10 protein-coding genes are annotated in these 13,268 nt (G+C 50.1%); 1 reads left to right on the top strand and 9 read right to left on the bottom strand.

The features are described from left to right. Positions 1 to 825: 825 nt before the first annotated feature. The gene (locus tag HU824_RS17780; RefSeq protein ID WP_176469570.1) at positions 826 to 1,545 is read right to left on the bottom strand and encodes an SGNH/GDSL hydrolase family protein; all 720 of its coding nucleotides are present in this window, start codon (positions 1,543 to 1,545) and stop codon (positions 826 to 828) included. A gap of 22 nt (positions 1,546 to 1,567) precedes the next feature. On the opposite strand from HU824_RS17780, the gene HU824_RS17775 reads away from it, so the two are divergent. Then, positions 1,568 to 1,879, top strand: coding sequence for a hypothetical protein (locus HU824_RS17775; RefSeq protein ID WP_176469569.1), 312 nt, complete (start codon positions 1,568 to 1,570; stop codon positions 1,877 to 1,879). Positions 1,880 to 1,889: 10 nt separating this feature from the next. Here HU824_RS17775 and HU824_RS17770 read toward each other — a convergent pair whose 3' ends face one another. The 8 genes from HU824_RS17770 to HU824_RS17735 all read right to left on the bottom strand — a co-directional run bounded on the left by HU824_RS17770 (position 1,890) and on the right by HU824_RS17735 (position 12,921). After that, positions 1,890 to 3,398 (bottom strand): MBOAT family protein, encoded by a 1,509-nt coding sequence (locus HU824_RS17770; protein ID WP_176469568.1) that lies wholly within the window; start codon positions 3,396 to 3,398, stop codon positions 1,890 to 1,892. Further along, a complete protein-coding gene (locus HU824_RS17765; RefSeq protein ID WP_255260557.1) occupies positions 3,385 to 4,293 on the bottom strand; it encodes an SGNH/GDSL hydrolase family protein in 909 nt (302 codons plus the stop codon). Before HU824_RS17765 ends, HU824_RS17770 begins: the two co-directional genes overlap by 14 nt. Next, a complete protein-coding gene (locus HU824_RS17760) occupies positions 4,280 to 5,653 on the bottom strand; it encodes an SGNH/GDSL hydrolase family protein (RefSeq protein ID WP_176469566.1) in 1,374 nt (457 codons plus the stop codon). Before HU824_RS17760 ends, HU824_RS17765 begins: the two co-directional genes overlap by 14 nt. Positions 5,654 to 6,196: 543 nt before the next feature. Further along, the gene (locus tag HU824_RS17755; RefSeq protein ID WP_136010269.1) at positions 6,197 to 6,490 is read right to left on the bottom strand and encodes a PG0541 family transporter-associated protein; all 294 of its coding nucleotides are present in this window, start codon (positions 6,488 to 6,490) and stop codon (positions 6,197 to 6,199) included. Positions 6,491 to 6,571: 81 nt separating this feature from the next. After that, the gene (locus tag HU824_RS17750; protein ID WP_176469565.1) at positions 6,572 to 9,742 is read right to left on the bottom strand and encodes an efflux RND transporter permease subunit; all 3,171 of its coding nucleotides are present in this window, start codon (positions 9,740 to 9,742) and stop codon (positions 6,572 to 6,574) included. A 98-nt stretch (positions 9,743 to 9,840) separates the two neighbouring features. Next, positions 9,841 to 10,857: an efflux RND transporter periplasmic adaptor subunit gene (locus HU824_RS17745; protein WP_136010267.1), complete on the bottom strand. Its 1,017-nt coding sequence runs from the start codon at positions 10,855 to 10,857 to the stop codon at positions 9,841 to 9,843. Between the two features lie 15 nt (positions 10,858 to 10,872). Next, positions 10,873 to 12,234: a TolC family protein gene (locus HU824_RS17740; RefSeq protein ID WP_136010266.1), complete on the bottom strand. Its 1,362-nt coding sequence runs from the start codon at positions 12,232 to 12,234 to the stop codon at positions 10,873 to 10,875. Between the two features lie 21 nt (positions 12,235 to 12,255). Further along, positions 12,256 to 12,921 carry a TetR/AcrR family transcriptional regulator gene (locus tag HU824_RS17735; protein WP_136010265.1) on the bottom strand — a complete coding sequence of 222 codons (666 nt, stop codon included), beginning with the start codon at positions 12,919 to 12,921 and terminating at the stop codon, positions 12,256 to 12,258. Positions 12,922 to 13,268: the final 347 nt, after the last annotated feature.

Below are 13,268 nucleotides of genomic sequence, written 5' to 3'. Positions count from 1 at the left end.
AATTTTTCCGGAAGTTTTTTTTTCTTTTTTCTTTTCCAAGACCCAAGCTCCGAAAGGAACCTATGGCAAAGAGAAGAAAAATGATAGATTATAGCTCCGTTTTGCTGTCAGAATGTCAAACTATCGCCGCCCTCGTTCCCGAAAGCGGATGCAAAAGTAGAGCTTTTAAGGACATCTGCAAAATATATACAAGCTTTTTTTGAGGATTTTTGAAAACTTTTCCATAAAATACTGACTGCCAGATATGTTTTAAAGCATAATCCTTGAAGGAAAAAGAATACAGAAAAGTAAGGAACACATTATATATATACGAGCGAGATAATACCGAACAATCAACCATCGATATGAATACAAAAAACAAGGAAACACGTCGGAGAATAACCCAGGAACCGACAAATCAATGCAAATACCCAGACGAACAGATACCCCTGACGACGAGAAACGGACGGGAAGACTCTGAACGAACGCGGGTGAAGAGGACAGGACAGCATGAGACAACCAATAACCACAAAACAAGGAAAACAACTACAAAAAAAAATCACTGTCAAAACCGACAAGGGGAATTAATTAACACAATAAAGAAAGGATTAAGAGCCGGGGTAAATTTTCTTCAAAAAGTTTTTTCAGCTTCTTCCCAAGCTTCTTTCCGGTCTGTTTTTCTGTTTCTATTCGTCACATAGCCCGCTATGCTCTTCATTAGGACAGAAAAACATCCTCAAAAAGAACTCTTAAAAGAATGCTGAAGAAAATTTAAACAGGCTCTAATACAAATTGGGATAATCAAAAATCGGGATAGAACAAGGATAACTCCCAATGGGCCTCTCCTTAGTTCTTGGCAGGCCAAGGAACAGAAGGCTCCAATATCGGGGAGACAGACTCCCAAACCTGGACATCGATAGACCGCATTCCTTGTACAGAAGGATGCCCCCATTGTTTATCAATGTCGTGCAAACGAATATTCTCGATGGCATAGTACCGGCAAATTTCATCCATGGAATCAGTTATCTCTTCGGATAATTCAGAATTGGTAATATTATAAATCTTGGCCGCAGGATAGAGCTGCTTGAGAGATGCAAGCAGATAGCAAAAGGCAGGGCGGAAGCTATACAAATCGGCTTTCATCCAACCATTATATTGGTATGTGCCAATGGGGACACCTGCCCAACTGTCATTGGTACCACCAAAAACAAAGATTATGTCGGGGACACCGAGGTTATGAATACGGGTGATAAAAGAACGGTCGGAGTAATCGGCTTTCTCGTAACCGGTATGACAGACGGTAGAACCGGAATAGGAATTGTTGCGTTCCAACTGAAAGCCGTGCTCATGGATGAAACGGTGCCACCAGGTCTCCTCCACCTTCGTCACATCATTTTCCTTCTTTTCGCCGGGAACTCCATACCAGCAGAGATTGGCGGCAGGAGAGACATGACCGTAAAAGGAGGAATAGGAATCACCAAGGATAGAAACTTTCTTCTGAGCAAACACCCCTGATATAAGGGCCAGGGAAAAAACAACCAGAAAAAACAAGGATTTGCAGTTCATAATAAATAGATTTTTATGTCGTATGCTGCAAAGTTATAAAGTTTGTCCCGGTTTGACGGCAGGAAGCCGTGTTTTTTTGCCATTGCCCGCTTATATGCCCCCACCTCTGCCACCGAATTCCCACAAGAAAGGAAATGCCGGATTGAGAGAGGGCGAGAGCACCTGGATGAGAGCAATCCCGACACGCGGACTGACCGTACCCGTAGGAAGTATCAATTACACCACCGACAGTTTCTATCTTACCTCCTTGCGGATAGAGAGAACAGCCATTAACTGCCACCGGACTCAGCTACCGGGAACCTTTCCGACAGCAGGCAGACTCCACAGCGACTGAGCAGTAATAATCAGAACTGGAAATAGATAAACGGCTGTATTTCCGAACTTTTCATCTGAATGACCAGATAGATTACAGCAAGCATCAGTAGCGCCTTTCCCAATAAGGGGAGGCGGATTACTGTTTTTGTGCAGGCACGTTCCCAACTGTCGGGCACAAAATGCAGAAAATATCCCAATGCCATCAATGCAAAAACTTCCCAATAGCCTGCCACCAACTGCGGGAAGAGCTGCGGACGAAAAGTTGTGAATATCTGCTTCAGCATATCCATTGATGTGGAGAACTCCGCATTACGGAAGAATATCCAGCAGAAACAAACAAAATGGAAAGTGACAAGCACTCCGAAGAAGCGGCGGATGCCACGGCTCTCCGTCCCCTTCTTACGCCCGGTAAGCGTCATCCAGAACTTATGGGCTGCAAGCGCAACGCCGTGCATCATCCCCCAAAGGACAAAATTCCACGAAGCGCCATGCCACAAGCCACCCAGGAACATGGTAATGATGAGATTGACATATTGGCGGATTTTCCCCTTCCGGTTGCCACCCAAAGAGATATAAAGGTAATCGCGCAGCCAGCTGGAAAGCGAAATATGCCACCGCCTCCAGAATTCCGTAATGGAAGCGGACTTATAAGGAGAATCAAAGTTGATATTGAAATGGAAGCCCAGCAACAAGGCAATGCCGATAGCCATATCACTGTAACCGGAGAAGTCGCAATAAATCTGCAAGGCATAGCCATAGACCCCCATCAGATTCTCCACCCCCGAATAGAGAGTAGGATTATCAAAGATACGTTCTACAAAATTGACGCTGATATAGTCTGATATGACCGCTTTCTTGAAGAGTCCACTGACAATGAGGAAGATTCCACGCCCGAACATCTCCTTGGAGACAAACAGCGGACGGCGGATTTGCGGAATGAAATCGCGTGCACGCACGATAGGTCCTGCCACCAGCTGGGGAAAGAAAGAGACATAAAAAGCATAATCCAGCAAACTGGTCAGAGGCGTTATCTGGCGACGGTACACATCTATCGTGTAACTCAACGACTGGAAAGTGAAGAAAGAAATGCCCACAGGCAGGAATATGTCCAGCGGTTCAAAGAGTCCCCCTGTCAGCGAGGCAAGGAAAGTGCCCAGGAAGTTGGTGTACTTAAAATAACACAGCAAGCCCAGATTGATGCTCAGGCTGACCCCCACCCACGCCTTGCGCAGCAAAGGAACCGGTTCGCGGACCATCAGCCGGGCAATAAAGAAATCGCAAACGGTGACAAGCCCCAACAGGAAAAAGTAAGTGCCGCTACTCTTGTAATAGAAGTAGTAGGAAAACAGAGTGACAAACAGCAGACGTGCCGTAGCGCGATGCTGCAACACCAGATAGACCAGCATGAAGGCGGCAAACAACCAGAGAAAGATACCGCTACTGAAAATCATCGGTGCCTGAGGGTCGTATATGAACACACTGCGCAACCGCTCCGGGTCTATGTTAAGCGTAGAAAACAATCCGTCAATATTCCACATAATCATTATAGGCTTTTAATAAGGCTTGAAAAAGCAACTCGCCCTGCAGGTGATATCCTTCGGGCATATAGTGTACATGGTCGGGGCGCATCAGCCCTGCTTCCTGCCAATTGAGGCAGGCACGGCGCATGCCGCCCAATATTCCGTACATGTCCCACACGGCCAACCCGTTCTCATCGGCATACCTGAGAATTTCCTGCACAGCGACGGCAGTACGCGGGTTCAACTTATACGTCCGCTTCCGTCTGCGCTGGCGGAAACTTTCGTACGAGCCGGGAGGCGTGGTCATCAGCATCGGCACACCGGGCATGCGGTCGCGAAGCATACGCACGAGATCGTCCATCTGGCGGCGGTGCAGCAAGGCGTTGTAGCGCCGATTGTGACTCTCGTTTGTCCCGAACGAAAGAATCAGCAGGTCAGGATGCAAGGCAGCAATCTCTTCCACGCGGTCGGGGCGGGTGAAGGTAACACAGAACGCACCGTTGATACCCACATCCGTAGAGGTCAGCGCACCGAAAACCCGTTGCATCAGTTCGCCCGCAGTGCGGGGAAAGATATGCCCGCGGATATGGCTGTCGCCCACATGGACGATGCGCACCGTATCGGCAGAGGCGCCGAGGCGCAGCAGGCGAAGTTTCTCCCAAAAGGCATTGAGCACACCGATGCTGTCCGTCAGGCAATTTTCGCGCACTTCCCGGAAGGCAGGCGGAAGGGTGACAAGCGGCACCGGCACCGTGTCCGTGCGTTGCCTGCAGGTGAGAAGCGTATCGCAATCCGCTGCCACAAGCTGCGGACAAAGCGTTTCCGGAACCTTGTCCTGCGCTCCCAAGGGGGCTCCCGTCAACCCCAAGAACAGAAACAAGAGGCAAAAGCGCCATATCCTACTCTTCTTCATAAGCCCTCCTCCTGTCATACTGTTCTTTACCGTAAACCAGTGCTTCATACAGCAGTCCGGCCAAGTGCTTTCCTCCGCGGAAGTTGATGTGCGTATAATCGTAATTGGCCATCGAAGGCTTGGCATGTACCATCTCTGCCATACTTCCTTCTCCTCCCATTGCTTCGAACATATTCCAGAAAGCCACAGCCTCATCCGCAGCCAGATTCTGCTGATAGCGCACCAGATTCTTGATGCCCGGCATGGTGCGCAGGCTACCGTCCTCGGTCTTATAGTCGCGGTCTCCCACACTGACCATCAGTATGCCTGCTTGCGGGAAAGCCTCTTTCAAATGCTGCAGCGTGGTCTGCATGCCTGCGATGTAGCGGTCGTAATTACTCCCCCGTTTGGTAGCCACGTTCAGGCCATATTGCAGAATTATCAGGTCGTAGGGACGCTGCCGGTTGAACTCGCACATCATCCACACGGGCACGGAACGCAAAGTCAGTCCGGAGCTGCCGCGCAACGAGAAATTGTCCAGCGATATGCCTGCCGTATCGTCCAGGGCAAGCCCGTAGAACAGTGTGGAATCGGCCTTTTCCACTTGCCATCGGACGGAACCGATGTTACCGTCGACCTCCATTTCCTGCAAATCGCCCACCGGATGGAAGGAACGCGTGACAACCTCGCCCCGGTTCACCTGCACGGAGAGGGTTGTTTCGCCCCGGTTATAGAAGAAGATGCTGGCACGTCGGCAGGTGTCGAGCCTTGAGGCATAAGCAGTCTGCCCGCGCAGTTCCACGTAGGCACCGGCACGGGGTACGAAGTAATGACCCGAAACGCCCTGCTTGCTACGGTCGAAAAAGACAGAATCCATGATGGAATGGCTGCTCCACCCGCTGAAGGAGTGGCGCACTGTGGGACGGTATCCGCTGGTCATGGAGGTGATGGTGACGAAGCCCACACCGCAACCACCGTATTTCTGTTGCAGCTTTTCCCGCAGGTCGGCCGTCAGGATGTCGGCTTCGATGAATGAGTCGCCGAAGTAGGCTATACGCACATGGCGGGGACGCTTGGCAAGGTCGTCCAAGGCGCGGTAGAATGCAGTCATGCCCCGCAGGGTAGAGTCGCTGTAGTCCTCGATACAAGTCATGCCCGTACGGCAGGTATCCACGAACGCGGGTTTCACCTCAGGCGGAGGAGGAAGCAGACTGTCTGCATCGTGCAGCGCTTCGACAGGAGGACGCACATCCCCCAGTATGTCTACGCGCCGCAGCACACGACCACGCCACGTCAATCCCGGCAACCCGTTCATCAACAGCAATAAGCCCGTCACAATGAACACAAACAATCCCGTATGTCGCAATACACTTTTCTCCATGCTCCATGCACTTATCTTTTACGTGCCCGCAAAGATAGAGAATTCATACGGGGGATTGCTATATTCCAATTATAAAAATAATCATAAGCCACGGCTTTTTCATTTACGGGAGTCGGAGGGGTTTATCGGGAGTTAAAAGCCGATAGCACAGCTATACATCAGCAGAGCGATCGGCTCTTAACGAACTACTTAGCCCGAAGGGCGATAACTCTTTGAAATGAAAAGCCGTGCCATGAGGTTCTTGGGTCTCTTGTCCTCTCCCGGTCACACTCCTATGAGAGAGTGGTACAGATATGATAACGAAGTATACACAGTCCGGTCAACAGTTTGCTTCATCCTAAAGAAAAAGTTTATCTTCACAGTCAAGATGTATATCTTAAGGCTGAATATATATAACAGACTTGGTATGTGAGAGAGACAATCCGACAAGTATAGAGAGAGCTTCTCACAACAAGTGTCTGAGGCCTGAGAATGCAACTACCCCTGCCACACACATCGTTGCGGCAGGGGTAGTTCAGTATTCGGATATGATGTACTCTCTTGTCAGATAGTCTTCTCCACGTTCCATACAAAGGCTCGAAGCCCCAGCTGTTCCGTTTCCCGGTCCATCTTATGAAGTGCTTCGAGCAGAGGGTCTACCTTGGCATCGTCCACCATTGTGATGATGGCAGAGCACATGCTGGGCCAGGCATGGCTGCCGTAGTGCGGCTCGCCGGTCTTGCTGCCACGTCCCTGCACCTGCTGCCAATAGCTGAAGCCGCGGCAGTTCTGGCGGTCGAGTAGTGCCATGATGCGCTCGTAGAAAGCTTGGTCGAATGTGATAAATACGGATTTCATTGTTTGTTTCTTCTATAAGTTATAAAAAGCATCTCCGCGCCCGCCCTCCCGCACCGGGGAAGGAAGGACGCGAAGACAGGATTATTGTTTGCGGGGTTTCGTCATCTTCTCCTTATGCGTGAGGTAATACTCGTTCAACTCACGGTCTTTCTTTATCTTGCGGCGTGCACGCCTGATACCGGTACCGGCAAACGAGCAGTAGAGCACGGGCACAAGAATCAATGTCAGGATGGTAGATACCGTCAGACCACCGATAACCGCCACACCCAGCGGGCGCCACATCTCGGCACCTTCACCCTGGCCCACGGCCATCGGCACCATACCGAGAACGGTAGTAAGTGTCGTCATCAACACCGGACGCAGACGGCTGCGGCCTGCCGTAACCACCGAGTGGAGCACAGCCATGCCGCGCTCGCGACAGAGCGTGATATAGTCTATCAACACGATACCGTTCTTCACCACGATACCAATCAGCATGATGCCTCCCAACAGGCTCATCACATTCAGGTTGGTGCCCGTAAAGAAGAGCGCCATGAGCACACCGCTGAAAGCGAACGGAATGGAGAACATGATGATGAACGGATAGGTCAGCGACTCGAACTGCGCCGCCATCACGATGAACACCAGAATGACGATGAGCACCGCCAGCGTACCCAAGTCCATGAACGACTCCTGCTGGTCTTCGTACGAACCGGAAATCTGGATGGAAACGCCACTCGGAAGGTCCATCTTGTCGATAATGGCATTTCCTTCCGCCACCACGTCGCCCAACGGAGCACCGGAGATGATGGCCGATACGGTAACGATGCGCTCGCGGTCCTTACGCTCGATGGTAGGAGGCGCGGAACGTTCCACCACTTTGCCCAGGTCTTTTACACGGACAGCCTTTCCGGCAGGGGTATAGATAAGGATGTTCTCCAAGTCTTCAATCTTCGTACGGAATTCGGGAGCATAGCGCACGCGGATGTCGTACTCGTCACCGTCCTCGCGGTAGTAGGAAGCCAAGGCACCGTTCACGCGATTGCGCAGGTAACCCGATGCCGTAGAGAGATTCAACCCGTGCAGGGCAAGCTTCTCGCGGTCGAAGTCCACCTGATATTCGGGCTGGTAGTCCTGACGACTGATGTTCACCTCGCTCACGCCCTTCACGTTGAGAAGTTTCTCCTTCAGTTCGGCCGACACGCGGTCTGTAGCCGTGAAGTCATATCCATAAACCTCGAAATCGGCACTTGCCTGGGCACTCATGCCGCCCGTGCTTCCGCCCATGATGACTTGTGCCTTGTCCAGTTCGGGATAGCCTTTGAGGTCTTGGCGCATTTCATCGCACACGGCCTCCAGCGTGACATCACGGTTGCCCACGCTCACCAAGCTGATATTGAAACTGATAATGTGGCTGCCGTTGTCCTGCATCGAAGCAAAGGTATTGTCCGAGTCGGCCTGGCCTACGGTGTAGTTGCACACTTTCAGCACGCCTTCATAGCGCTTCATCCACAAATCGGTCAGCTCCGAAGCCAATGCCTGCGCACGCTCCACACGGGCACCGATAGGCAGTTGCAGCTTCACGGCAATGCGCGCGTTGTCTGCCGCCGGGAAGAACTCGGAACCAATGTACTTGGCGCACATCAGACTGAGGGCAAACAAGCCGGCACAGGCCACCACAATGGTCTTACGATGGCGCACAGCCCAGTTCAAACGATTCTGATACCATACATCGAGGGCATCCAACGCACGCTGGATGGGTTTATAGAAAGCGATGAACCACTTGCTTTGCTTCTTCTGCAAACGCAGGAGCTGCGAACACATCATCGGAGTGAATGACAAAGCCGATATGGTGGAAACGGTCATAATGACGCACATCATCCAGCCCAACTGGCGGAACAACACGCCCGACATACCGCTTACCATCGTCAGCGGGAAGAATACGGCAATCATCGTCAGCGTAGAGGCGATAACCGAAATGGCCACCTCGTTCGTGGCATGCACCGCCGCCTGCTTCGGCTCGGAGCCGCGCTCAATGTGGGTGGTGACGTTTTCGAGCACCACAATGGCGTCGTCCACCACATTACCGATGGCAATGGAAAGACACGAAAGCGAAATGATATTGAGCGAACCGCCGTCGATGATGCCCAAGTAGATGAACGAGGCCACCAAAGACATCGGAATGGTGATGCAGATGATGACCGTGGCACGCCAACGCCCCAGAAATACGAACACCACCAGGATAACGAACAGCATGGCGTAAATGATGGTTTCCTCCAAACTGGAAATCGTATTCAGGATGTTGTCCGACGTATTGACGATGATGCCCAGCTTCACGTCGCTCGGCAAAGACTTCTGCAACTGCGGCAGCATGTCGATTACCTTCTGCGAGATGGCTACAGAGTTGGCACCCGACTGCTTCTGCACCACAATCATGGCACCCTGCACACCGTTGCTGTAGGTCTTCTGCGCACGTTCTTCCACAGAGTCCACCACCCTTGCCACATCGCGCAGATAAACGGAAGCCCCGTTGTGGGTACCCACTACGATGTTCTCCATCTCTTTCGGGTCTTTAAACTCACCTTCCACACGTAGCGAATAGGTGTTGCTACCCACATCGAACGTACCGCCCGGTGTGTTGCGGTTCTCACCACTGATGACGGAGCTGATGGTTTCTACCGAGAGGTCGTAGGCATCCAGTTTATTGGGGTCGCAATAAACATTGATTTCGCGCTTGGGCGCACCCGAGATGGATACCGTACCCACACCCGGCACACGCGCCAAAGGATTGGCAACGTTGTCATCCAGTATTTTGTAAAGTGCCGGCTGGCTCTCTTCCGCCTGCACGGAGAGCAGGAGGATGGGAATCATGTCCGTACTGAACTTGAAGATGATGGGCGTTTCCACCTCATCGGGCAGCATGGAGCTGACCATGTCCAGCTTGTCGCGCACATCGTTCGTCAGTACATCAATGTCGTAGCCATACTCAAACTCCAGCGTAATCACAGAGATGTTCTCCGACGAACGCGAAGTGATATGTTTCAGATTGCTGACAGAATTCAGCGTGTTCTCCAACGGACGGGTCACGTTGTTCTCAATGTCCGACGCACTGGCGCCCGCATACGAGGTCATTACCATAATGGTATTGGTCTCGATATCCGGATAGAGGTCTACCGGTAACTTCGACAAAGAGAACAGACCAAATATCGCCACTGCCAGGAAGCAGAGCGAGGTCATAATCGGTTTCTTAACCGCTCCTTCGTATAAACTCATTTTTTCTATTTGATAATTGATAATTGATAACTGATAGTCAAGAATTGGCAGGCCACTGATAATGGCAATAAGGACAATGCCGCATCATCCGTTCTTGATTATTTTTCTACTTCTACTTCCACTCCGTCGGCAAGTTTGGACTGTCCGGCAATGACTACCTGAGAGTTGTTGTCCACACCGGAAATCAACTCGTATTCAGTATCCATGCGACGACCCAGTTCCACTTTATTATAAGATACCTTACCATCCTTGTAGACATATACATAGCGGTCGCCAGAACCGGCACGCTTCACAATGGCAAGGTCGGGCACCACAACATGGTCTTGCGTACCGAAGTTGAGCGTAGCACGGGCAAACATACCCGGACGCACGCGCCGGTCACGATTGGCAAGCTGCACCTCTACGGGGAACGTACGTGTGGCGGAATCAATCGTCGGATACACCAGACTTACCTTGCCTTCAAACTCTTCATCACCATAGACATCTATTTTTACCGTGACAGAAGCTCCTTTCGCAACCTTCGTAAAGTAACCTTCGGAAACGTTGATAAGCAACTTCACGGGAGTAATCTGCTCTACCACAAGGACAGGTTCGCCACCACCGTACATGTCACCGTTGTCATAATTGCGCGCTGTCACCACACCGTTAATGGGGCTTAGCAAGGCGGTGTTCTCCAACAAGTTCTTGTAAGAGGTTTCGCGTATATCGAGGTTCATCTTGGCGGCATCCCATTCCGACTTGGAGGCTCCGCCCACCTTGTAAAGCTCGTCCACACGGCTGAACTCAATCCGCTGGTTGTCCAACTGGAATTTAACCTGCTTCAGACTGGCGGCATCCATGCTGACAAGCTTTTGTCCCTTTGCCACACGGTCGCCTACTTCGACAAAAATGCGGTCTATGCGCACCGGTGAAGAGGGAGCGATGTTATTCTTCACTTCAGCCTCTACGGTAGCCGTATATTCCTGAATCTGGTCTACCGGACGGGAGGTCACACCCGCCAGTTTCACTTTCGGTTTCTCGTCCACTTTCTCTGCTGCAACTTTTTCGCCGCCTCCGCTACATGCGCCCAGCATGACTACAGACAGCAGGGCAACTAATTGAAAACTTTTTTTCATATCGTCGTTCTTATTTTATTTCTGATTTTTAATGATATAGTCTCTACCCAACACCTGGTCAAGATCGGCCTTCGCTACCAGATAATCGTATATGGACTGGTTGTAAGTGAGTTCCGCCTCGGTGAGCTGTACCTGCGAGGAATTCAGCTCGAGCACGGTTCCCTTGCCCACCTCGTAACGCTTGCTGGCAATCTGAACCGCCTTTTCGGCCTGCATCACATTCTCCTTGTTGCTGGACACCTGCTCCGAACTGGCTGCCATATTGTCTTGATAGCTCGTTATCTGCATATTCAGCTTGCGTTCCGTATCAATGCGGTTCTGCTCCAACTGACGCATCTGGATGCGATTCGTTTTCAGCTTCGTGAAGTTGCTTGCCTTATATAAAGGAATGCTCAGATTGAATACCAGTGAGGAACTGCTTCCATAATTATAGTTGAAGAGATTCCAGGTGTCATTATTCATAGACTGGTATTGATAAGAATATCCCAGGCCTAAGGTCGGCATGAAGTTGGCACGCAGCGATTTGATGTTCTTCTGAAGCATCAGGCGGTTCAGTTCCAGCTGCTTCATGGTAGAGTTGTTTGCCAAACCCTCATGAACCGTGTTGTCCAGCTGATTGGCAAACACCACGCCTTCATAAGCAGCCAGACTATCGTCAATATCAATATCCACATCAGCGGTAATACCCATCAGCACCTTCAGTTGCAATTTGGAAAGCGTCACGGCATTGCCTGCAGAAACAAGACTCGGTTTCACGCTGCGCATCTGCACCTCAGCAGTAATTTTGTCAAACTCACTGACAGCACCTTGCTGATATTTGGCGTTGACGATATTAAAATTGTCTTCCGCCAGTTTATAACTATTTTGCAACACCTCATACGAGTCTTGCGCCAGCATCAGCTGATAGTAGGCTTTGGTCACCTGATTTACCAGATCTTGCTTGGAAGCCCGCGACTTCTCCACCGCCAGCTCAATGTCCGTCTTGGTCATCGACATGGCGCGATATACCGTCGGGGCAAACAGAGGCAGACTGATGTTCAACGCTCCGGTGACTGTATTCGCCTTGTCTTTACCCATTTTCACAGTCTGGTCTCCGATACTGAACTGCGGTGCCGTGATGGTATGGCTCATACTGCCTGAAACACTCGCTTCGGGCAACAAGTTCTGCCACGTTTCCTTATGGGCCACTTTCTTCAGCGCAATCTCTTCTTGAGCCACTTTAATGATGGGATTGTCGCTCAGGGCTATTTCCAAAGCCCGGTCAAGGTTCAGGGTCAGTGTCTCTTTGGCTTCCTGTGCCCGCAGGGCATGGCCCACAGACAACATTATCGCCGCCAGCAACAACATTTTGCCAACCCGAATTTTCTGCATCTTCATAAATAATTGGTTTATTTTTGTTTATTGTTTCTTCTCTTCTTCAACAGAGAGTTGCCTTTTACGATAGTCATGGATAAATATCTCGAGCTCAGCCGCTCCTTTTTCCGTAGAAATGCCTCGTAAGAAGGTGAACATGATTGATTCATACACTTCGAGGAAAGAGTACCTGTCGCAAAGGTCGGTTTCCATCAGCACGTCCAACTGCTTGCGCACCAGCAAGCCTATGATGGCAAAGTTCACATCGTCGCGGAAAATGCCCTGCGACACACCTTGTTTGAAGAAGTTGATGGCATCTTCGTGATTCCGGTTATTGTCGCATTTCAGCAGTTCGCATGCCTTGGGATACTTCTTGATGTCTTCAAAGAAGCTTTTGTTTGTAGCATGGAATTTCTCAATGCCGCGCAGATAGAGTTTCAGCAACACTTCCAGCACATTTTCTGATTTCTTGATGATTTCGACGACAAATGCATCCGTCTCCCGCTGCTCTCTCAGAATACATGCTTCCAACAGAGTTTCCTTGTCGGAAAACACTTCGTACAACGTACGTTTGGAGATTCCCAAAGAAGCGGCTATTTCATCCATCGTAACGCACTTGATTCCCGATGCGGAAAATAATTCTGCGGCAACGCTAATGATTCGCTCTCTCAATTCAGACCGCGAAGTGGCATGTTTGATGTGTTCGCCCATTTCTTCCTTTCTTTAAAATTCCTTGAATTAATGCTTTTCCGGAAGCTGTCCCTACTTATTCTTAATACCGGCCTTCTTCAGCTTCTTATTCATTATCGGAATAAAAACGGGGCAAATATAGAAAGAAAACTCAAAACAGCATTTGAGTTTTCTTCTTTTGTTCTATAGATTAATAAATATTATATTTCCGGCAGATTTATTGGGAAAGTGTTAATAATCAGTAACTATTCAGCGAATCGAATACAATCAGGTTGGTCAGCAACAATTTTAGAATAATCCTCTGATTATCATCAAAATAACAGTGATTCTATTTGTGAATGTCAGATAAAATCGCTATCTTTGTATCT

The sequence above is a fragment of the Bacteroides sp. L10-4 genome (assembly GCF_013373675.1).
GTDB lineage: Bacteria > Bacteroidota > Bacteroidia > Bacteroidales > Bacteroidaceae > Bacteroides > Bacteroides muris.
The sequence above is the reverse complement of the archived record's forward strand: the minus strand, read 5'-3'. Positions and strand labels throughout refer to the sequence as shown.